The organism is Prosthecobacter sp., assembly GCF_034366625.1.
In the GTDB taxonomy this organism is placed as follows: Bacteria; Verrucomicrobiota; Verrucomicrobiia; order Verrucomicrobiales; family Verrucomicrobiaceae; genus Prosthecobacter.
The window spans coordinates 113,824-135,740 of record NZ_JAXMIH010000030.1; the positions used below are offsets into that span (position 1 = coordinate 113,824).

General features: G+C 60.4%; 19 protein-coding genes. 13 read left to right on the forward strand and 6 right to left on the reverse strand.

The annotated features are described in order from the left end of the window. The first annotated feature begins 13 nt into the window (after window positions 1-13). The 5 genes from U1A53_RS26885 to U1A53_RS26905 are packed head-to-tail and all read left to right on the forward strand — an operon-like array spanning window position 14 to window position 3,909. The gene (locus tag U1A53_RS26885; protein ID WP_322285022.1) at window positions 14-922 is read left to right on the forward strand and encodes a MerR family transcriptional regulator; all 909 of its coding nucleotides are present in this window, start codon (window positions 14-16) and stop codon (window positions 920-922) included. Window positions 923-966: 44 nt separating this feature from the next. Beyond that, the gene (locus U1A53_RS26890; RefSeq protein WP_322285023.1) at window positions 967-1,794 is read left to right on the forward strand and encodes a fumarylacetoacetate hydrolase family protein; all 828 of its coding nucleotides are present in this window, start codon (window positions 967-969) and stop codon (window positions 1,792-1,794) included. A gap of 41 nt (window positions 1,795-1,835) precedes the next feature. After that, the gene (locus U1A53_RS26895; RefSeq protein WP_322285024.1) at window positions 1,836-2,021 is read left to right on the forward strand and encodes a hypothetical protein; all 186 of its coding nucleotides are present in this window, start codon (window positions 1,836-1,838) and stop codon (window positions 2,019-2,021) included. A 38-nt stretch (window positions 2,022-2,059) separates the two neighbouring features. Then, complete coding sequence (locus U1A53_RS26900; RefSeq protein ID WP_322285025.1) at window positions 2,060-2,314, forward strand: type II toxin-antitoxin system RelE/ParE family toxin; 255 nt, start codon at window positions 2,060-2,062, stop codon at window positions 2,312-2,314. 11 nt (window positions 2,315-2,325) lie between these two features. After that, a complete protein-coding gene (locus U1A53_RS26905) occupies window positions 2,326-3,909 on the forward strand; it encodes an aldehyde dehydrogenase (NADP(+)) (protein WP_322285026.1) in 1,584 nt (527 codons plus the stop codon). On the opposite strand, the gene U1A53_RS26910 is transcribed toward U1A53_RS26905, so the two are convergent. Then, window positions 3,910-5,346, reverse strand: coding sequence for an AAA family ATPase (locus U1A53_RS26910; protein WP_322285027.1), 1,437 nt, complete (start codon window positions 5,344-5,346; stop codon window positions 3,910-3,912). Between the two features lie 229 nt (window positions 5,347-5,575). Continuing rightward, window positions 5,576-8,014: a DEAD/DEAH box helicase gene (locus U1A53_RS26915; RefSeq protein ID WP_322285028.1), complete on the reverse strand. Its 2,439-nt coding sequence runs from the start codon at window positions 8,012-8,014 to the stop codon at window positions 5,576-5,578. Window positions 8,015-8,211: 197 nt separating this feature from the next. Here U1A53_RS26915 and U1A53_RS26920 point away from each other — a divergent pair, with 197 nt between their 5' ends. The 3 genes from U1A53_RS26920 (at window position 8,212) to U1A53_RS26930 (ending at window position 11,961) form a co-directional block, all read left to right on the forward strand. Further along, a complete protein-coding gene (locus U1A53_RS26920) occupies window positions 8,212-10,005 on the forward strand; it encodes a 2-oxoacid:acceptor oxidoreductase subunit alpha (RefSeq protein ID WP_322285029.1) in 1,794 nt (597 codons plus the stop codon). A gap of 40 nt (window positions 10,006-10,045) precedes the next feature. After that, the gene (locus U1A53_RS26925; RefSeq protein ID WP_322285030.1) at window positions 10,046-10,966 is read left to right on the forward strand and encodes a thiamine pyrophosphate-dependent enzyme; all 921 of its coding nucleotides are present in this window, start codon (window positions 10,046-10,048) and stop codon (window positions 10,964-10,966) included. Window positions 10,967-11,073: 107 nt separating this feature from the next. Continuing rightward, window positions 11,074-11,961, forward strand: a complete 888-nt coding sequence (locus tag U1A53_RS26930; protein WP_322285031.1) for an MBL fold metallo-hydrolase — start codon at window positions 11,074-11,076, stop codon at window positions 11,959-11,961. Window positions 11,962-11,991: 30 nt separating this feature from the next. Here the strand turns inward: U1A53_RS26930 and U1A53_RS26935 are convergent, their stop codons facing one another. Beyond that, window positions 11,992-12,630 carry a hypothetical protein gene (locus tag U1A53_RS26935; RefSeq protein ID WP_322285032.1) on the reverse strand — a complete coding sequence of 213 codons (639 nt, stop codon included), beginning with the start codon at window positions 12,628-12,630 and terminating at the stop codon, window positions 11,992-11,994. Window positions 12,631-12,792: 162 nt separating this feature from the next. Between U1A53_RS26935 and U1A53_RS26940 the strand changes: the two genes are divergently transcribed. Beyond that, window positions 12,793-14,112, forward strand: a complete 1,320-nt coding sequence (locus tag U1A53_RS26940; RefSeq protein WP_322285033.1) for a nucleotide sugar dehydrogenase — start codon at window positions 12,793-12,795, stop codon at window positions 14,110-14,112. Window positions 14,113-14,169: 57 nt separating this feature from the next. Continuing rightward, window positions 14,170-15,294 carry an Ldh family oxidoreductase gene (locus U1A53_RS26945; protein ID WP_322285034.1) on the forward strand — a complete coding sequence of 375 codons (1,125 nt, stop codon included), beginning with the start codon at window positions 14,170-14,172 and terminating at the stop codon, window positions 15,292-15,294. A gap of 207 nt (window positions 15,295-15,501) precedes the next feature. Here the strand turns inward: U1A53_RS26945 and U1A53_RS26950 are convergent, their stop codons facing one another. Together U1A53_RS26950 and U1A53_RS26955 are read right to left on the reverse strand one after the other, a co-directional pair. After that, a complete protein-coding gene (locus U1A53_RS26950) occupies window positions 15,502-16,764 on the reverse strand; it encodes a hypothetical protein (RefSeq protein ID WP_322285035.1) in 1,263 nt (420 codons plus the stop codon). 6 nt (window positions 16,765-16,770) lie between these two features. Beyond that, window positions 16,771-17,754, reverse strand: coding sequence for a permease (locus U1A53_RS26955; RefSeq protein WP_322285036.1), 984 nt, complete (start codon window positions 17,752-17,754; stop codon window positions 16,771-16,773). A gap of 51 nt (window positions 17,755-17,805) precedes the next feature. Between U1A53_RS26955 and U1A53_RS26960 the strand changes: the two genes are divergently transcribed. The 3 genes from U1A53_RS26960 (at window position 17,806) to U1A53_RS26970 (ending at window position 20,441) form a co-directional block, all read left to right on the forward strand. Beyond that, on the forward strand, window positions 17,806-18,564 hold the full coding sequence (locus U1A53_RS26960) for a hypothetical protein (RefSeq protein ID WP_322285037.1): 759 nt from the start codon (window positions 17,806-17,808) through the stop codon (window positions 18,562-18,564). Window positions 18,565-18,678: 114 nt separating this feature from the next. Continuing rightward, the gene (locus U1A53_RS26965) at window positions 18,679-18,906 is read left to right on the forward strand and encodes a hypothetical protein (RefSeq protein WP_322285039.1); all 228 of its coding nucleotides are present in this window, start codon (window positions 18,679-18,681) and stop codon (window positions 18,904-18,906) included. A 239-nt stretch (window positions 18,907-19,145) separates the two neighbouring features. Beyond that, a complete protein-coding gene (locus U1A53_RS26970; protein ID WP_322285040.1) occupies window positions 19,146-20,441 on the forward strand; it encodes a hypothetical protein in 1,296 nt (431 codons plus the stop codon). A 120-nt stretch (window positions 20,442-20,561) separates the two neighbouring features. Here the strand turns inward: U1A53_RS26970 and U1A53_RS26975 are convergent, their stop codons facing one another. Further along, a complete protein-coding gene (locus tag U1A53_RS26975) occupies window positions 20,562-21,767 on the reverse strand; it encodes a hypothetical protein (protein ID WP_322285041.1) in 1,206 nt (401 codons plus the stop codon). Window positions 21,768-21,917: the final 150 nt, after the last annotated feature.

Genomic DNA, 21,917 nt, shown 5'->3' on the forward strand with positions numbered 1-21,917 from the left:
ACATCTCCTCCCGATGCCCTGTCCCATTCAGCACGCCAGCCAGCTCAGCGGCCTCAGCTCCCACGTGATCCGCATATGGGAGCGCCGCTACAACGCGCTCAGTCCCAGCCGCACCGGCACGAATCGCCGCATGTACTGCGAAGAAGCCATCAAGCGGTTGAAACTGCTGCGCGTGCTCACGGAAAACGGCCACCGCATTGGTGGTGTGGCAAGGCTTGGCACTGTGGAGCTGGAGGAACTGGTGAAAAAGCTACCTGCAAGCGCGGTCGCTGCCCCGGAGGCGAATTTCGAGACGGCGGAGCACTTCGTGGAGGCCGCCATTGCCGCGTCGAAGAAGTATGACTCCGACACCTTGCGCCGAGTGCTGCTCCAAGCGCGTCGGCAACTCGGCCAGCGCGGGATGCTGCATCAAGTGATTTGCCCGCTGATCATCCAGATTGGCGACAGTTGGCAGCATGGCAGTCTGCGCCCCAGCCACGAGCACATCGCCACGGCGGTGATCCGTGAACTGCTGCTGACGGCAGTGCCTGGAAGCCAGACTGCCGCGCATGCGCCGGAACTCGTCGTCGCTACTCCGGCGGGGGAGTTGCATGAATTGGGCGCGTTGATCGTGGCGGCCTCGGCACGGGATCTTGGCTGGCATGTGACCTATCTCGGGCCGAATTTGCCGGTGGAGGAGATTTCCGCCTGCGCCATCGCCCGTCATGCGAAGGCGGTGGCGCTGAGCGTGGTTTATCCGGAAAAATGCCCGGTCATTGAGGAAAAGCTGCGGCGCATGCGCGACCTGCTGCCGCCCTCGATGGGATTGATCGTCGGCGGTCGCGCGGCGGAGAGTTATCGAGACTGTGTGGCCGTTGCTGGAATCCAGTGGGCGAGCTGTCTTCATGGCCTGGATGAGGTGCTGCTGAAGATTCAGAAGTGACGCTGGTTGCACGCGGCGCGAGTCCCTCTAGTCTGGCCGCCATCATGCTCCTTTACCGCACCGCTTCCGGCATCTTCATTGAAAACGCAGGCACTTGGCACGCCGTACCGGAAACCAACTGGGATGCTCTCCTCGAAATCGCAGGACTGGCTGCTTACCTCTCTCAAATAGCGGCTTCTTCTCCCGCCGTCGCTGCGCCGGTCACTGAGAGCATCCTGGCCCCCATCGTCTCGCAGGAAGTCTGGGCCGCAGGCGTCACCTACTTCCGCAGCCGCACCGCCCGCATGGAGGAATCGAAAGACGCCGGTGGTGGCAGTTTTTACGACCGCGTTTATGCCGCCGAACGTCCTGAGATTTTCTTCAAAGCCACTCCGCAGCGTGTTGCGCATCCAGGCCAGGCGATGCATCTGCGCAGCGACTCGAAATGGATGGTGCCCGAGCCGGAACTCACTCTCTGCATCAACTCACGCGGCGAAATCATCGGCTACACCGTTGGCAACGATCTTTCCTGCCGTGACATCGAAGGCGAAAACCCGCTCTACCTGCCCCAGGCGAAGTGCTTCAAACTCTGCGCTGCTCTTGGGCCTGCCATCTTGATTCAAACAGAGGCGCCTGCTCCTACGACTCGCATCCACCTGCAAATTGACCGTGCTGGAGTCGTTGCCTTCGAAGGCGAAACGACATTGTCTCAATTGAAACGCACGCCGCAGGAACTTGCCGGGTTCCTCTATCGCGACAATACTTTCCCCACCGGCACCTTCCTCATGACTGGTACAGGCATCGTTCCAGGTGATGAATTCACGCTTCAGAGCGGCGATGTCGTCAACATCACCATCGACGGTATCGGCACACTCATGAACCCGATGGCCTGATCGGGTCTTGCCGCGATCTTCAAATCTGACATAATTCAACCATGAGCAACCGCCAGATCGCCATCGACTTGATTGAGAAACTGCCGGAGGACATGCCTCTGAACGACATTGCCCGCGAGATCGAGTTCATCGCCGGAGTGCGTGAAGGTTTTGAGCAGCTCGAACGTGGCGAGGGGGTTCCGATCAACAAAGTGCGTGAGATGATGCCCTCATGGATTGTCGAGTGATCATTTCGCCTCGTGCGATTCAGGATCTACGTGAAATTGTGCGCTACATCTCCCTCGATGACCCCAAGACGGCGCGGAGATTCGGTGAAAAGCTCGTTTCAGCCGCCGAGTCTCTGGCCATTCTGCCCGAACGAGGCCGGATTGTTCCTGAATTTGATGACGCGATAACACGGGAGATCGTGGTTTATCCTTATCGCATTGTTTATCGCTACGACAAAGACGACAACACCGTCGGAATCGCCCGCTTCTGGCACGGCGCACGATTGCTGGACGAAACCGCATTTCGCTTTTAGAGACTCCCACCATGACACTCAACGGACACCACTTCATCGCCGGCCGCGAATCCGCGCCACAAAGCCATCTGTTCCACGCCTTCAATCCCACCACCAGCGCCCAGCTTGAGCCAGCTTACGGGGACGCCACGCATGCGGAGGCCGATGAAGCCTTGCAGGCTGCGGAAGCGGCTTTCGATGGCCTGCGTCTTGCCACGCCGGAGACGCGCGCGGCGCTGCTGGATGCGATTGCCGACGAAATCACGGCGATGGGAGATGCGCTGCTCGAACGGGCGCATGCGGAGACCGCTTTGCCGATGGCACGCCTCACTGGCGAGCGCGGACGTGCCATCGGGCAGTGCAAGCTGTTCGCGGCCTTGATTCGCGAAGGTTCCTGGGCGGAGGCTCGCGTGGATCATGCGATTGCAGAACGCCAGCCGTTGCCGAAACCAGATGTGCGCCGCGTGATGATGCCAATCGGGCCAGTGGTGGTGTTTGGCGCGAGCAATTTCCCCTTCGCCATCGGTGTCGTTGGCACGGACACGGTTTGTGCGCTCGCAGCGGGATGTCCCGTCGTGGTGAAAGGCCATCCCGCGCATCCAGGCACCTGTGAGATGATGGGACGTGCGGTGGTGAATGCGCTGCACAAGGTCGGCCTGCCTGCGGGGAGTTTTTCACTACTGCATGGCAAGGGCAACGACATCGGCATGACGTTGGTGAAACACCCGATCACACAAGCGGTGGGTTTCACCGGATCGCTTCGTGGTGGTCGTGCGCTCATGGATGTGGCCGCGGCGCGTTCGCATCCGATTCCGGTGTATGCGGAGATGGGCTCGGTGAATCCGGTGTTTATGCTGCCCGGTGCGCTCAAGGAGCGTGCCTCGAAGATCGCGGAAGCCTACGTCGGCTCGGTCACGATGGGTGTGGGCCAGTTCTGCACGAACCCCGCCATCGTGCTGGGCCTGCAAGGAGGCGAATTGAACCAGTTCATCAGCAATGCGGCGGCTCTCGCCGGCAAGGTGGCCCCGCAAACGATGTTGCATCGCGGCATTTGCGAGGCTTACGATGCCGGCACTGCCGTGTGGCAGACGATTGATGGGCTGCATCTGGCCGGACAATCCGAAACGCCGCCGAGCGAAACGGCCACGCAGGCAGCCTGCCGCATCTTCACCACCACCATCGACGTGCTGGAGGGCAATGCTGAGTTGCAACGCGAAGTCTTCGGCCCGTGCTCGATCATCACCCAATGTGCCAGCCTTGAGGACATGCTGCGCTACGCGAACAGCCTCGAAGGTCAACTCACTGCGACGCTGCATGGCACGGAACAGGATCTGCGCGACTTCGCACCGCTGGTGCGTGTCTTGGAGAAGAAGGTCGGCCGCATCGTCTTCAACGGTTTCCCCACCGGCATCGAAGTCTGCCCTTCAATGCATCACGGCGGCCCGTATCCGGCCGCGAGCCACAGCTTCTTCACCAGCATCGGCACGGCGAGCATTTACCGCTTCGTGCGTCCGGTCTGCTATCAAGGCTTCCCAGAAGATGCGCTGCCGGAGCTGCTCAAAGACTCGAACCCGCGTGGCGCGATGCGCATCGTGGACGGCGAGATGAAGCGTTAATCAGCGCTCCTTCTTCGTATTCGAAGGTGCGCCGAGGAATTTGCGCATGTCGTTGAAGATGCTGTCCGGGCCTTCGTGCTGTTGCGCGTGGGTGCGGACGCCTTCAAACCAATCCTGAGTGGTCGGTGCATGTGCCTTGGCCACAGCGAGGAGCAGTTCGAGCGTGATCGGCACCGGCTGGCCGGTGTGAATGGCGGCGGAGAGTGCGAGTTCGGCGGCGCGGTCAAACACCCACTTCAAATCGGCTCCTGAGAAGCCGTTGGTGGCTTCGATGAGGGCAGCGTTGTCAAAATTGGAGATGGGCTTGTCCTTGGCGAGCAGGTCGATGATCTGCGCGCGTGCCGGTGCATCCGGTGGCGGCACGAAAATGGCCTGATCGAAACGACCCGGGCGGCGGAAGGCCGGATCAAGCGCCCACGGTTGATTGGTGGCACCGATGACGAGAATGCGCTGGTTATCGCTGCGGATGCCGTCCATCTCGTGCAGGAACTGGTTAACGAGGTTACGCATCTGGCTTTCGCGAATCTGGCGGCGGTCCTGGGCAAGTGAATCGAGATCGTCAAAGACGAGCACGCACGGCGCGTTGGCGCGGGCGGTTTCGAAGATCTGATGCAGGTTGCGCTCAGTGCTGCCGAAGTAGGGATCAAAAATTTCGTGCAGACCGACGGCGAGGTAGTTGCAGGGGACTTCGCCCGCGACTGCGCGGAGGATGAGCGTCTTGCCACAGCCGGGAGGTCCATAGATGAGGATGCCGCCGCCGGTTTTGCGACCGTAGGCCTTGTACAAGTCCGGGAACTGGAGCGGGTAGGTGATCTTGAGGCGGATCTCCTCCTTCAATTCCTCCATGCCACCGACATCTGCGAAAGTAACACGGCCACGCTCAGGATCGCCGGGAGCATAGAAAGTTTCAGGCCGCCAGTCGTAGGGCGGATCATCGAAGGGATCGTCGAAGAATTCGTCGGCATCACCAGCACCAGAAGGCGGGGCTTCTTGATTCGCGGGCTCTGGAGCCGGTGCTGGCGCGGTTTTGCGCGCGTCACGGGCGGTGCGGCCGAGTTCGCGCTCCAATGCAGGATCGCTCATGGTTCCGTCGATCTGCGCGGCGCGGTCGAAGTGATCGATGGCCTTGGTGCGGTCGCCTTCGCTCAAATAAACGCGGCTCAGAAGCAGATGCGCCTGGGCGTTGGTGGGTTCGAGAAACAGCACGCGTTCGGCACGCACGGCAGCACCGGAGGTGTCTCCCTCCATGAACGAAACCTTCGCGATGCCGAGCATGGCATCGGTCTGATCCGGGTCTTCATTCAGCGCCCGGGTGAAAACCTCCCGTGCCTCATCCAGATGAAGCTCTTCCAAGCATGCGCGGCCATAGAGCAACAGCAGGGAAAGATTGTTCGGCGACTGTTGCAGGGCGTCGCGTAGTGCGGAGGATTTTGGCATGGTCTTGAGGGTGAGACAGCCGCAGGGGCGATCACGCTGAGATTTAAGAGCGCATGAAGCGTGCCGCCAATGATTTCTTGGCAAGTGGCCTTCACAATCTGTGTGGGAAACCGTCTCGCCGCGGAATCTCACGTGCTTGCATGCTCACGACCGTGGCTTCTCCGAACAAACAAGCGCACGGCATGAGTAATGCCGCAGATTGTGTGACAGATGTCAGAGCGTGAACTGCTTACCACTTCTTCTTGAAGCCACCACCGCCGCCGCCAAAGCGTTTGCCGCCGCCGCCACCGCCGAATGGGCGTTTGGGCGGACCGCCGTAACCACCACCACCCTCGCCGCCACCTTGGTAGCCGCTGCCAGCGTCTTCGCGGCGCGGGCCGTCATCACCGCCACCGTAGCCGGGGCTGGGGCCTTCGCCTTCGCGTTGCTGCCAGGGTTTGCTGCCGAAGCCCGGCTTTTTGAAGCCTCCTCCGCTGAATCCACCGCCAGCTCCACCGAAGCCGGGTTTTTTAAAGCCGCCGCCGCCACCTTGGTAACCGCCGCCGCCTCCACCATAGCCGCCTTTGCTGAAACCACCGCCGCTGCCACCTTTGTAGCCGCCACCAAAGCCGGGCTTTTTGATGAATCCACCGCCACCGCCGAAACGCTTCGGACGGATGCCGCTGATGTCATCGGGACGATCCGCGTGATCCATGCGAACATCACGGCCGCGCAGTTGAGCGCCTTTGACGCCTTCGAGCACAGACTCAACGACGTCGCCAGGCACTTCGACGAAGCTGCATTTCTCCAGCACATCGATCGCGCCGATGCTGCCAGGGGTAAGGTCTTGAATGGTGTTGTAAAGCATGCCGGCGATGTCCTGCGGGCGCACCTGATCCATGCCGCCGACGTTGATGAACAGGCGCACCATGCCGGAACGCGGGCCTTTTTGAACGTAGCTGCTCTGCTTCTTGGGCAGCGGGCGCTCTTCGTCGGAGGTGTCGTATTCGTTGTCGAATTTTGCGGGCGCGGGTCTCGGAGATGCAGCGGGCGCAGGGGCGGCTGCCTGATGATTCGTCGGGCCGGCGTCCTCCTCGTGTTCTTCGGCGGGAGCGGGGGAAGCGGATGGGACGGGCGAAATGGCTGGGGCCGATGCTTCCACGGCGGCTGTTTCGACAGCGGCGGGAGCTTCCGGTGCAGGGGACTCGGTCACGGCTGGAGCTTCACCGTCGGCTGCGGGGGCCGGAGCGGCCTCAACAGGGGCGGGCTTTGGCGCAGGTGCGGCGGCCGGAACAGGGGCCGGGGTGCGCACCGGAGGAGCCGGACGGGCCTGGAATTCGCGCTGCGGCGCGTCTTTGCGCTTGGGCGCACGGTCTTCCATGATCTGCTCGGCTTCGCGGACCTGGTCCTTCATGAGGAGGTCCATGAGAGCGCTGGCGATCTCGGTGGCGGTAAAGCCGGCATCAAGCAGGCGCTGAATGCTGTGCTCGTGTGAGGTGAAGGAACTGGCTTCGAGCACGCCTTTGACCTTCTCGAAGGTCTTATCGACACGAGTGGCTTCGAGGTCTTCCTGCGACGGAACTGAGGCGCGGTCGATGCGGATGTTGATGAAGCGCTGGATGCGCTGCATGAGGTAAATTTCACGACCAGCGACGAGGCTGACGGCCTTGCCGCTGCGGCCGGCACGACCGGTGCGGCCGATGCGGTGGACGTAGTCCTCGGCATCGTAGGGCAGCTCCAGATTGACGATGAGGTCGATGTCATTCACGTCGAGGCCGCGCGCGGCCACGTCGGTGGCGCAGAGGACTTCGACAGCGCCGCTGCGGAAGTTCCTCATTACGCGTTCGCGCATGGTCTGGTTGATGTCGCCATGCAGGCGGTCGGCGGCATAACCACGGGCCACGAGGGCGTCGGTGGCGTCATCGACGGCACGTTTGGTGTTGGCGAAGACGATGGTGAGGCGCGGGGCTTCGATGTCGAGGACGCGGCAGAGCACTTCCGTTTTGGAACGGCCGTGCACCTCGTAGTAGCGCTGCTCAACCGTAGGAACAGTGAGCGCTTTTTGCTGAATGGTGATGGTGGCGGCATCGCGCGTGTAATTCTGCACGAGGCGGCGGATGCGCGGCTCGAAGGTGGCGGAGAAGAAGATCGTCTGGCGCTCCTTCGGCACAGCGGCCATGAGGCGGTCGATGTCATCGCTGAAGCCCATGTCGAGCATTTCATCGGCTTCATCGAAGACGAGCATTTTCAGACCGTCGAGCTTGATCAAGCCGCGCTCCATGAAGTCGAGAATGCGGCCTGGAGTGCCGACGACGATCTGGGAGCCACTTTGCAGCGCACGAATCTGACGGTCGTACGAAGCACCGCCGTAAACGGGCGTGGCGCGGATGTCTTTGAAGGTGGCGAGCTTGTGGATCTCCGCGCAGACCTGCATGGCCAGTTCGCGGGTGGGGCAGAGGATCAGTGCCTGCACGTTCCGCTGGGTGGCATCGACACGCTGCACGACGGGAATGCCGAAGGCCATGGTCTTGCCGGAGCCGGTCTGGCTCTGGCCCACCACATCGCGTCCGGTCAGGGCCACGGGAATGGCCTCAGCCTGAATGGGGGAGGGTTGCTCGAATCCGAGTGATTTGACGGCTTCGAGAAGCTCCGGGGCGATTCCCAGTTCAGGGAAAGTGTGTTGACTCATAATGCTGTTCCCCTGGGTTTTGAGGGCGGTCATACTCCCACCGATGGGGGAGATAGCAAGGTGTTTGATCGAAGCGCCATCTGCCCGCTCCTCATGTGAAAAAAGCCCGTCAGGAGGATGGACGATTGCAAAAGACCCCTCATAATGGCGTTTCTGTCACCCACCAACCTGCGGGTCTTCTGTGCCTGCATCCAACCATGCCAACCGCCACAGCTTCTGCTCCCCCCTCGTCTGTTCCTGCTCAAACTCTGCGCAACGCCGTCATCCGGCTCGCTGGAAATTCCCAAGATGGCATTCAGTCCATCGGCGGCTTCCTCGCCCGTCTCGCGGGCCGCACGCAGCATGATGTGATGACCTACATGACCATCCCGTCCACGATTTCGGGCGGTCCTTCGATCTTCCAGCTTCACCTTGGCTCCGGTCACGTCCTCACGGCGGGTGATGAGGCGGACGTGTTGGTGGCCTTTTACCAGCACAGCTACGACAGCCACATCGGCTCTCTGCGCGAAGGCGGCATCTGCATCTATGAGTCCGCGGAGGTCACGGAATTCAAAAACGAGCGTGGCATCCACCACATCGGTGTGCCGTTCACCGCCGCCACCATCGAGGCCCTCGGCGGCAGCGCCCGCGACCGAGGCAAGAACATGTTTGTTCTCGGCCTCCTCTGTGCCGTTTATCAGCTCGACCGTGACAAGCTCGCTGGCATCGTTTCGCGCCAGTTCGGCAAGAAGGATGAAAGCGTGCTGCGCAATGCGATGCTCGCCTTCGACGCGGGCTATGCCTATCCCATCGGTGACATCGGCACCTTCAATTTCGAGGAAGGCGAGCACAAGGACGAGCACCGTCTTAGCACTGACGGCAACACCTTGATGACCATGGGCCTGATCGCCGCCGGTGTGCGCTACGGCTCCGCGTATCCGATCACTCCTTGGTCCAGCATCATGGAAACCCTGCGCAGCGAGCTGCCGAAATACGGTGGCATCTATGTGCAGGCCGAAGATGAACTCGCCGCCGTCTCGATGACCATCGGCGCGGCTTATGCGGGCCATCTTGCCGTTACCGGCAGCGCGGGTCCGGGCCTCAGCCTGAAGATGGAAGCTCTCAGCTATGCCAGCATGGCTGAGATTCCGCTCATCGTCATCAATGTGCAGCGCGGCGGCCCCTCCACCGGTCTGCCGACGAGCGTGGAGCAGTCGGATTTGCTGCAAGCCATCTACGGCAGCCACGGTGACTGTCCGCGCATCGTGCTCGCCCCGCAGGATGTGGAAGATTGCTTCTACATCGCTCTCGAAGCCGGCAAACTTGCCCGCGAATATTCCTGTCCGGTCATCATTCTCAGCGATCAAGGCCTCAGCAGCCGCATCGAGGCCTTCACCGAGCCTGATCTCGACAAATGCTGGGTCGAACCCATGCTCGACATCGCGGAGCGTGCCGCAGACTTCAAACCCTACCCGCTCGACAGCGTCACCCGCCACGCGCCACCCGGAGCCAAGATGGCCAGCGGACGTTATCCGCACGTCACAGGTTTGGAGCACGACGAATGGGGGCATCCATCCGGCAATCCCAAGATGCACCAGAAGATGACTGACAAGCGCCGCAACAAGCTCATTGAGCTGAGCAAGAAGCTGCCGCTGCCGGAAATCTACGGCGAGCAGCAGGGAGACGTGCTCCTCGTCGGCTGGGGCAGCACTTATGGCCCGATCAAGGAAAGCGTGAACCGCATGCTCTCCGAAGGCCACAAGGTCGGCGCGATTCACATCCGCCATGTGCATCCAATGCCTGCGAAACTCGACACTATCTTTGCGAAGTTCAAAAAGGTCGTTGTCGTCGAGATGAACGACTCCGGCATGTATGGTTACGGCCAGCTCGCCACCATGCTGCGCGCCAGCCTGGCTGATCCCAAAATCCAGTCCGTGTGCAAGACTGACGGCCTCAACTTCCGCATCCGCGAGATCGTCACCGGTGTGGAAAAGGTGATGGCCGCCAACTGATCTTTTCCTCCGATTCTTCGAACTTTTTATCCCAACCACCATGTCCACCGCCACTCTGGAAGCCCCCGCTCCCGCCGCACCACCTGCCGACGGCAAGCTCACCAAAAAAATGCTCACCGCCGACCACCCGACATGGTGTCCGGGTTGCGGTGACTTCGCCGTCCTCGCTGCATTCTACAAGGTGCTCGAAAAGCTCCAATACCCGCACGAGAAGATCGTCTGCGTCGCCGGCATCGGCTGCTCCTCACGCTTTCCGTACTTTGTGAACAGCCACGGCATCCATTTCATCCATGGCCGCGCTTTGCCGCTGGCCACCGGCATCTCTCTGAGCCGTCCAGACGTGCATGTCTTCGTCTTTGGCGGTGATGGCGACGGCTTCTCCATCGGCGGCAATCACCTCAACCACGCGGCGCGCAAAAACATCAAGCTGACCTACGTCATCATGGACAACTTCGTCTATGGCCTGACCAAGAAGCAGACCAGTCCTACCAGCCCGCAGGGCTTCAAATCCAAGACCGACCCCACCGGCAGCATCGACCGCCCCATCAATCCGATGAAGCAGCTCCTCGCCAGCGGTGCCACCTTCATCGCCCGCACGCACGCCGCGCAGGTGAAGCACATGATGGACGTCTTTGAACGCGCCATCCTCCACGACGGATTCAGCGTCGTCGAGTGCCTCAGCGAGTGCATCATGTTCTACGAAGGTTCATTCGACGACAGTTGGCCGAAAAAAGGCGGTGTTTTCGAAACTATCGACGAAACCCAGCATGACGTGAAAGACGACGTCTCCGCCTACAAGCTCGCCGACCAGCCGTCTCCCGGCAAATTCGGCGTCTTCTACGATGTGGACCGTCCGACCAAGAACGAGATGGAGCAAAAGTGGATCGATTCCACCCAGGCAAAACTGGGCGGAGTCAGCCAGAAGGATATCCTCAAGAAGCGCCTCGAGATGATGCGCTAGTTCTTGGTCAAGGAGTCAAGAAAGTGGTCAAGCATGGTCAAGACGGTTACGGCACGACTCTTGACCGCTACTTGACCTTCTTGACGGCGAAGCCTTGACTCCCGCTCATGCGCATTCACACGCTAGATCTTCATTTCCTCGGCATCCCGGGCCTCATCGCGTCCTACCTCGTCGAAAGCGGCGGCGAATACGCACTGATCGAGACTGGGCCGGGATCGACGTTGGAGACATTGCGCAGTGCCATTCGTGCTGCGGGAGTCGATGAATCGGTCATCAAGAAGGTCTTTGTCACGCACATCCATCTTGACCATGCCGGGGCCGCGGGCTGGTTCGCGCAAATTGGCGCTACCATCTACTGCCATCCGAATGCGGCACGCCATTTGATCGACCCGACCAAGCTCATCGGAAGCGCCCGCATGGTCTATGGCGATCAGATGGATGCTTTGTGGGGCAAGATGCTGCCTGCGCCAGCCGGGCTGGTCATCGCCTTGCAGGACGAAGAGCGTGTGAAACTTGGTGAGGTGGAGATCATCGCCTGGAACACACCCGGCCATGCACGACATCATCACGCCTTCATCATCGGCGATGTGTGCTTCCCGGGTGATGTGGCCGGCGCGCGCCTCGAAAACAGCCGTTATCTCTCCGTCACTGCGGCCCCACCACAGTTTGATCCTGTCGCTTATGTCCATTCCGTGGATCGTCTGACCGCCGCTGGCTTCCAGTCGCTCTACCTCACCCATTTTGGACGCGTGGACGATGTGGAGTGGCATCTCTCCGCCTATCGCAAGCGCATCACCGAAATCCACGCCCGCGTCGCCGCTGATTTTCGTTCAGGCGTCAGCGCGGAGGAAAATCGCACCCGCTATGCCACCGACGAGCACGAAGCCGCCATGCGAGCTGGTGTGGACGAGGCCCTCTGGCAAAAGTGCGAACGTGCCAATCTCACCTCGATGTGCGCCGACGGCGTGCGTTTGTTTTGCGAGAAAGAGCAGTGAACCGGGCGAGACATCGCGAACAATAGGTCTTCACGATCGGCGTTGTCGCCTTGTTGGCAATTTCGCCGCGCGTCTTGACAGCGTGGCGACACGGCCCAGCACGATGACAACGATGAACACCACGGCACGCAGCATCCACCAGCGCTGCTCACTCGGCGGCTCCATGGTCTTCTTTTCAGCCGCCTGCACGAACGGATCGTCCACATAGCCCGTGTCATAGAGATACTCGGCAAACTCAACGCTGAACGGCACCTCTTCAGTCTGTCCGTCCTGCTCATAGATCCCGCGGATCGTCTGCAGCGGCCCTGTTTGCTCGAAAATCTCAAACCCCAGCCAAAAATCCTCCAGCAAGCGGTCTTCCACCGGCAAAGTGAACGTCACATCCACATTCCGTGCCGCATACTCCGCCTCCGTCATCGGTTCTGTCTTCTCTGAGTTCGGCCACAGATGATCAAACCGCGCCCGCGATCCCAGTGTGGACTTTTGCCCGTTGACCTCCATCAAGAGATGCTTGTTCAGATACTCCGTGAGGACTGGCTCCGCCGCCGCCAGCTCCACCATGCTGATCTTCGTGTCACCATCCGCATCGACTCGCACAAATCGTGTCAGTGTGAAGATGTTGAACGTCAGCCGAATCTCCAACTTGTGCGGCTGTGGTCGTACTCGCATCTCGCTTTGATCCGCCGGATGACCGCAGGCGGAATGACAAATGACCAATGCCATCACCTGCCGCGTAATTTTCAATCTGAGCCACATCACAGGCAATCTGGCAAATGTCAGGCCTGTTGTGAAGATGTTTGTTTGTCGCCGGAGGGCATGCTTGATTGGCGGATGCCATCCGCGCACCCGCATCACGTCAGCATCTTCGGCCTCGGCTATGTCGGGGCGGTCACGGCAGGCTGTCTGGCCGAATTGGGGCACCACATCATCGGCGCGGATGTACAGCAGGCGAAGGTGGATGCCTTCAAGGCTGGCATATCGCCCATCATCGAACCCGAACTGGAGTCCTTGCTGCAAACCGCCAAGCGCGAAGGCCGTCTCGATGCCACCACGGACGCCACAGCCGCCGTCAAAGCTTCGCAGATCAGCATCATCTGCGTCGGCACACCGTCCCAGGCCGCCGGCCGGCTCAATCTCGATTTCGTACGCAAAGTCACGGCACAGATCGCCGCGGCGATTCGCGAGAAGAACCAGCCGCACACGATCCTGTTCCGCAGCACGATGTTGCCTGGCAGCACGCGCGCCATTGTGGGCGTGTTCCTGGCCGATCTCATCAAATCCGGCCTGCTGCATGTTTATTACTGCCCCGAGTTCCTGCGCGAAGGCACGGCGGTGCGCGATTTTCGTGATCCTTCGCTCGCCGCCGTCGGGACGCACGATGGCAAAGCTCCCGCGACCACTGAGGCGCTCGATCTGCTCGGCTTCAACGCGCAAATCCTCGCATGGGAAGGCGCGGAACTGCTCAAATATGCCTGCAACTACTTCCATGCGCTCAAAGTCGGCTTTGCCAACGAGATCGGTCGTATGGCGAAGCATCTCGGCGTCGATGGTGCCCGTGTGATGGACGTGGTCTGTCATGACGAGCGGTTGAACATCTCGCGCTACTACATGAAGCCCGGCAATCCCTTCGGTGGCTCGTGTTTGCCCAAGGATGTGAATGCATTGAGCGGCTTGGCGCGAATCGAAGGCGTGAACCTGCCGCTGCTCGATCATGTGATGGAGTCCAACCACGCGCACCTTGATGCACTGCTGGACCAAATCACCCGCAAGGACGCCCGCCGAATCGGCCTGCTGGGTCTCGCATTCAAAGCCGACACCGATGACATGCGCGGCAGCGCCATGGTGGCCATTGCTGAAACACTGCTCGGACGTGGTTACCAGCTCCGCATTTACGATCCTTCCATCAATCTCACGCGCCTCATCGGCGCCAATGAAGCTGAAATCCAGCGTCGCATGCCGCATCTGGCCCAGTTGCTCTGCGCCACGGCGGAGGAGGTCGTGCGCGAGAGCGATGTCATCATCGCCTCGCAAAAATGTGTGAATGTCGAATCGCTGCGCGACGTGGCCGGGGCAGGGAAGTGGGTGATTGATATGAATGGCTGGCCGGAGCTCAAGGCGCTGCCCTGGAGCTATGAGGGCATCTGCTGGTGAGACGAAGCGCAATCAGCGCCTTGCGTGCCGCGTGTGTCTCGGCATCATCCGCAGACCATGCCAGCCACCTACCACATCGTTCCCACCCAGGCTCATAACGATCTCGTCCGCGCCGCCTACCGGCATCGTGGTTACACGCAGGCGGAGGCCGATGACGGGGCACGGTTTTGTGAGATGGCCACGGCGCACGGCATCCGCACGCACAATGCGATCAAGGCGCTGCATCTGGACCACCTCTATGGCAGTGCCACAGGCGGCTGCAAACCGGGTGCGGAGATCGAAGTGATCAAAAAGCCCTTCGCCGCCAGTGAAGCGTGGGACGGCAAATTGAAGCTCGGCCAAAGCGTGGCTTTCAGCGCCATGGAGCGCTGCATGGAGATGGCGGACAAATACGGCATCGGCCAGGTGAGCGTCGATAACGCCTTCCACTACCTCTGGGGCGGCGGTTACGTCATGGATGCGGCCAATAAAGGCTACATCGCCTACACGAACTGCACCTCGACGCTCGGCGAGGTGGTGCCCTTCGGCGGCAAATTTCCGGTGCTCGGCACCAATCCACATTCCTGGGGCCTGCCGACGCAGGACGCCTGTGGTTTCCCCATCGTGATCGACTGGGCCACCTCGACCGTCGCCATGGGCCGCGTGCAGCAGCTCAAACGCGAAGGCAAACCGCTGCCTCCCGGCGCTGCCGTGGATGCCGCCGGCAAACCGACCACTGACGCGAATGAAGCAGCCTGGTTGCTGCCCTTCGGCGCTCACAAAGGTTACGGACTTTCGCTGCTCATCGAAGTCATGGGCGGCATGATCGGTGGCGGTCTTCCGACCCTGCGTGGTGGTGGCGCGCATCCCGACATCAAATCTAAGCCCTTCCCGGCGGGCGAGAAGCGCACGAGCAGCTTCTACTTTCAGGTCATCCATCCCGATGCCATCAGCACCGGTCTGTTCTCCAATGGCCGCAACTTCGCGCAGAACATCAAAGCGGTGATCGACGACATCCTCGGCCATGGCAACGAAGGCTGCCTGCTTCCCGGTCAACCCGAGGCGCAAAACGCCGCGCACACCGCCAAAGCCGGTGGCTTGCTCTTCAGCACCGCCGAAGTCGAGGCGCTCAACGAGATCGCCGATGAGGTGGGCTCGACGCGCTTCGACGTAGCAGGATTGAAGACTTACGACGTGCCGTGAGTTCGATGAGGTAAGGCGGCTGCTTCGTCAGCCGCCGGGAGCGCGGGCCTCCGAGCCCGCAGCACTCCGCTTTACACTATGCTCGTCGCTACACCGATGATCGGAGTCAGGCATTCTTCGCATTGTAGTACCGGCTTTAGCCGGTCACGAATCAGAACCGGCTAAAGCCGGTACTACAATACCCAGACTCTGTCGTTTCAGCGTTCCTCAATAAATCATCGCGTTGTCCGGCGCGGTCGTTTCCTCGACTTTGGTGGCTTCGATGATGGGGACGGTTTGATCGCCTTCCTTCTTGTAGCTCATCTTGCCGACGACTTTGACCCACGTCATGTCCTTGAACTCGGGGGCTTTCTTGCCGAAATCGACGGGGACGGAATAAGGGCGGGCGTCGGCGGCGCAGCACTGGACGAGCATGCGGAAGATGCGCAGGCGGTGGCCGTCGGCGTTGTTGACCTTCTCGGGAAGCACCTGGGCAATCGTTTCGACCATCTGGCCGGTGATGACCTTCTGCACTTCGACATCGCCGCCGGTGTAGTAGAGTTCGGGCACTTCGAGAATGAAGTTGCCGTCCTTGCTCTGCGGCACCTGGGCCTTGAGGTCTTCAAGCGTGAAGGTGCCGTAGCTCTTTGATTCCTGCGCGGGCTTGGGAAGGTCCTTCTCGTTCACCTTCTTGGTCCCGTCGGCCATTGCCGCTGAGGCGGCGTTGACTCCGGGAGGCGGTGGCGTGGTAGGTTTTTCGGTCGTGACACTGGCCGTGACGCCTGGGGCGGCTGTTTCAGGTTTCGCCGCCGTCTTGGGCTTGTTCTGGAGCGAGAACTGCTCGGCGCGCGAGGTGTCGGCGTAGTTCGGGTCGTAGAGGCCTTTGTTCACCACGGCGTTCGGGCTGTAGCGGTCCGGCGTGGCAAGCGCGGCCCAGGACAGCGGTGCGGCAAGGATGAGCATCACCGCGATGCGGCCCGGCCAGGCGCTTTCTTCGAGAATGCCATGCGCATGGCCTTCGTGGCTGTGTGCGTGACCGTGGGCATGCGTGTGGCCGTGCTCGTGACCGCAGCAGCCTTCTTTCTTCGCAGGCTCGTGGTGAGGATGGTCATGCCCGCAGCCTTCGTCGTGAACGTGGTCGTGATCGCAGGTGCCGTGCGCGTGCTTGTGCTCATGAGCGTGGTCATGGCCGCAATCCCCAGCCTTGTGCGAATGATCGTGACCGCCATCCTTGTGATCGTGGTCGTGATCATGGTCATGCGCATGATCGTGACCTTCACATCCGGCGTCCTCGGCGGTCATGGTGAGAAGGTTGAAGAGGCCCAGCACCGCCAGTCCAATGCCGGACACGAGCACCATCGGGCGGAAGATGCCATCTGGAGGCAGGTAGTTCACCAGGCGGCCGGAGATGTAAAAGTAAAGCAGCACGCCGCCCCACAGCAGGAGCATGGCGACGCTGATCAGATGAACGAGGGTGCGTGTGGCGCTCATGGCAGTTTAAGGTTTGATGTAAAAGCTTTGAATCAGGTTCATCCATGGCGTGGCCAGCACGCCGATGAGCACAAACAGTCCGACAAGAAGATAAACGACCACCTTCCGCTGAAAGACGCTGGAGTACATGAACAGCAGCTTGATGTCCATCATCGGACCGAAAACCAGGAAGGCCAGCTTCGCCGCCATCGAGAAAGCGGCCATCGGCGCGGCGATGAAGGCGTCCGAGGTGCTGCACAGTGAGAGCACCATCGCCAGACCCATGATCGAGGGCAGCGCCAGCCACTCGTTGCCTGCCACGGTGTTCAGGATCGCCTGGTTGATCTGTGTGTTGAAGGCGGAGGTGATGATCACGCCGATGGCGAAATACATCGCCGTGTCGAGGAAGTCGCGCATGGAGCTGCGCATGGCATGGACGAGCTTGCCGTTGAAGTTCGCCTCCGGTGCATGCTCGTGGCCCTCTTCCGCATTTGCGGCCTCGATCTTGTTCGCGATGCTCGCCCGCAGCACCTGGCCCGGCTTGAAGCGCAGCACCACGAGGCCCACGATCACCGCCACCAAGTAGCCCAGTGACAGACGCGCAATCGTCATCGTCGCATTGCCCGCCGTGGCCCAGGACAGGCCTTCGAACTCCTTGAACGCCGTCAACGTGCTGATCGCCACGATGGGGTTCATGATCGGCGCGGAAAGCATGTAGGTCACCGCGCAGGACAGCGGCAGGCCTTTCTGCACCAGTCGCCGAATCACCGGCACCACCGCGCACTCACACACCGGAAACACCAGCCCGAGGAATCCGGCGATCAGCGTGGACAGCACCTTGCTCTTCGGCAGCACGCGATCCAGCAGCTTCGCCGGCAGGAAGGCGTCGATGATGCCCGAAAAGATCGTCCCGATCAGGATGTAGGGAGCACCTTCGAAAATGATGCTCAGGAAAGCCATGAGGAAGTCCCCCATGCGGCTGGGTTCGGGAAGGGCGGCGAGAAAAATCATGCGTGGAACTGTCTAAACGCTCTCCGGGGGCGGGTTCAAGCGGGAAAGCGGATGTGGCAGGGTGAATCGCAAAATGAGATTGCCATCCGGCACGAAAACCAATGGAATGGCCGCATGAATGAGGTGCCGAAACAGCGCTGGGGATGCTTGCAGCGGGGGATCGTGATTGGGTGTGTCCTGCTTCTGATTGCACTGAGCATTGCGGCCTTAAATTTGTTTCCAGAGATGAGCCGCCAGATGAGAGCGATGCGCAACTGCAAATCGATCATTCTGGCTTTGGAGCATTGGTCTCATGACAATGGTATGGGCTATCCGGACGCTTGGCCTAATGAATTCAAATCGTCCAACCAAGTATTTAGGCGGCTTTTCACGGATGAGATCATTACGGATGAGCGGGTCTTTGAGTGTCCGGGCAGCGTGTTCATCTTGGATAATGACGTGGGCCATCCGCCAAACTATGACAAGGCGCTGGCACCCGGCGAATGCCACTGGATGTTGTTAAAGCAGCAGACCGGTGCTGCCCCCCAGAAAATGCCGCTCATCATTGAAAACAGCCTCAACACTTCTTGGCCGCCGAAATGGGGTCTTTCAGCACCAAACGGCGTCCGTAAACGAGGCCAAGCATGGTCAGGCCGCCAAATCATCATCGGCCGCAACGACGGCAGCGTGCAGGTCGAGAAACTCCGCGAAGACGGCACCCTGGATTGGCATTCGCCGCCGAACCTCGACGAGCACGGCAAAAGCTGGATCGACTACCTGACGCCCGAGGAGATCGCGAAGCTCTCCTACTGGGACATCGAGGAGAAATAACCCGGATTGTGCCTGCCTTGCGCATCCTTGGGCATGGATTGCTTTGGGCTAGGAGATCATTCCTGCCGTGCGTTCATGGGGCAACGCGCACGGAACTCCAACCTGACTCCACCCATGAAAACGCTTCTCGCTCCGCTCCTCCTCAGCCTGGCCATGACCGCCACCGTGTTCGCCGCCTGGCCCATCAATGACGAATGCCCCGTGGACCACAAACCCGCCCGTCCCATCTACCGCGTGAAGACCGACGAAGGCTTCGTCGCTTTCTGCTGCACGGACTGCATGCAGACCTTCTCCAAATCCCCCGGCAAATACCCGGTGAAAAAGAAGGAAGTGTCGAAGTAACCGGACGCTCCTCCATCAGAGAAGTTGGCAGTCGTTGACCGTTGTTGACGATGGTTTGCGATGGTTTGGAGCCGAAGCTGAAGGGAGCGCGGACCGACTTCGGCAGACACGGAGGTCTGCCCTCCGGGAGAGGTGCTGCGCAAGCCGGGCATTCATGGTGGCGTGTGAACAAAAAAACTCCAAAAAGGGAGTGACATCTGCTCATGGAAGGCGCTACAAGCGGGCTCCCGCCCTCACCTATGAAAAAACGACTCATTCTACTCCGAACCATCGCCTTTGCCGCCAGCCTCAGCCTTCTCGGTGTCCCCGGGATGACTTTGCACGGCAAGGACAAGACGCCTTCCAAAGCCCACAACAAGAAAGGCGCTGCGCCCACGGCCGCCTCGCTGGTGGACGACATGAAGACGTCCGTCATCTACATCGTCAAGAACGCCAAGGACATCAGTCCGAAGTCGAAGCAGGCGGTGCCGTTCTGGTCGTCCCTGAAGACGATCATCGAAGGCATCGACCTCATGGACGCGGGCATCCAGAAGAAGAGCCCGGAGATGCTCAAAGGCCTGGACATCGCCGGCCAGGGCATCACGGAACTGGCCGCCACCTGGGGCATGATCCGCGGGGCGCACCCGAAATCGACGGTGGGTCGCGGCGTGGTCTCGCTGTCCACGGCGTATGACCTGTATGTGAACCATTTTGGCCCGTCGGTGGCCAGCTACAAGAAGGGTGGCGGCAAGAAGGGCAAGCTGACGGACGCGGAGATCGCGCTGATCGAGAAATCCGGCACGCAGCTTGAGGCGCTGCTGGGCAAGCTGGAAAAGGTGGCCGCGAAGGCGAAGCCGAAGTCCTACCAGGAGCGCATGATCCTGGATCTGGTGAACCTGGTGGAGCAACTGGCCGCCGTGGAAGGCGACGGCCGTCTGGCCTATGCCAAGTACCAGTATCAGTGGAACCGCCTGCAGAACGCGCTGGCCGCCTACTCGAACATCATCAAGGCGTATTATCCTGACTACTACGTGGTGTGGCAGGTGCTCGACTCGGACTCAAGCGCAATGAACACGCTGTTCTATGCGGACGCCTGGAGCTACTACGAGACGTGGAACTACTACGAGGTGAGCATCGAGAACTACGAGAGCTACTACGAGGAGATCTCCATCACGGAGACCATCACGGAAACGGAAGAGACCCAGTACGAAGAGACGCTGGAGTCTTATGAAGAGGAAACCGCCACCGAGGAAGACGCCGAGGACGAGGCGGAGCTCGAAGAGGAGATCGAGGTGGATGAAGAAGAGGGCGACAGCCTCTTTGAAGAAGTGGAAGACAGCGACTGCGATGAAGACGGCGACGGCGAATCGGATGCGGAAGACACCGATGACGACAACGACGGCGTGTCTGACGAAGAAGATGGCGACGACGACGGCGACGGTCTCGAAGATGAAGAAGAGGACGAGGAAGCGTGCGACGAGGAAGACGAAGAGGAGGAAGAGGAAGATGAAGAAGACGACGGCATCGCCGAGTGCTGCGAAGACTGCTGCTGCTAAGCGGCCGCACTTCCGCTGAAGCTTTTGATATTTGAAGCGCCTGGTCTCCGGACCAGGCGCTTTCTTTTTCCTTTTTCTCCGAGCCTGCCGCTGTCTGAAGCAGGCTGGCGCCATGGGTGGCTACCTTGAGCCGGTGGCGATGGGCATGATGCCGAGCTCGCGCGCATCGGAAATGGAGATGAGCTGGATGTTGGGATCTTCCTCGCTCTCAAATTCATCGGCATGCTCTTCCAGGGCCTCGTTGCCTGTTTCGACGGCGTTGCTGAAGGTTTTGTAGGATTGCTGAAACTCCTTCAGCTTGGTCTTCTGGGGCAGATTGGCAATCTGGCTCACGGGCTTGAGCTGGTTGTTGCCCAGCATGGTGGTCTCGAGGCCGATGATGCCGTCCTCCTCGCCGGTGCCGGAATCAAAGGCCAGGAAGCAATGGCCGGGCACCATGACGAGGTAGGGGTTGAGGCCGATCTTCCGCAGCAAGGAGGCCATGAGCACGGAGCCGTCCACGCAGTTCGCCTGGGTGGCGGCGATGGAGTCATCCAGGAAGCGCACGGTCTGGCTGACGACGAATTTGCTGGGCGTGGTGGTGGAGACGTCGCTGTATTTGATGCCCCGGCGCTGCAGCACGTTCCAGATGGCAAAGACCTGCATCATCACCTCTTTGGGATCTTCGGACTGGTAGCCGGTGAAGCCGCTGACGAGGCCGCTTTCGAGAGCTTCTTTGAGAATGCTGTCCACCATCGGATGGTTCTCGTTCACATAGGCGGCAAAGAGCCAGGAGAAGTCGTCGAAGTCCTCGCCGTCCTCGTCCATCAGCACGTAGAACGGGCAATCGTTGAGCGATTTCATGATGTGCGTCTGCGTTTCGTCTGGCAGGGCTTCCCCATTGACGGTCACCTTGAAGGTGACGTTGACCGGGCGCTGCTGGCGCACCTTTGACAGGGCCTCGTAGTCCCAGACGGCCTTGGGGAAGATGAGCGCTTCGCCGTCGCGGTTGATCTTGCTGACCGTGCCTTTCCATTTCGAGGGCTTCATGAAACCATCGACGAAGATTTCCACTTCGACCTTCGCCCCTTTGGGCAGCCCTGTGAGTTCGACGCCGAGCCAACTGTTCTCATCGCCAAAGATCGGGACTTCCTGCTTTTTGAGCTTGGGATCGTCCTCGGTCTTTCTGTCCTCGGCGTTCTCTTCTTCACCGTTCCAATCCACCGTGGCGGTGGAGATGAGGGCGCTGGGGAAAAGGTCTTTTTCCGTGTAGGACCAGGGAATGAAGGTGGGCTCCGCCGCCAGCATGGCGGTGGAGAGGAGGAGCAGGGAGGCGGTGATCTTCATGGAGTGTTTGACGGGAGTGCGGCAACCAAGGCGGGCCAACAGCATGCATGCCATAAAGCCCGGATTTGGAATCATGGCCAACATGCAGCAAGTCCGGGCACATGGGAGTACAAAAGAGTGCAGGCGGCGGCAGAGGCGATCCGAAGGAAA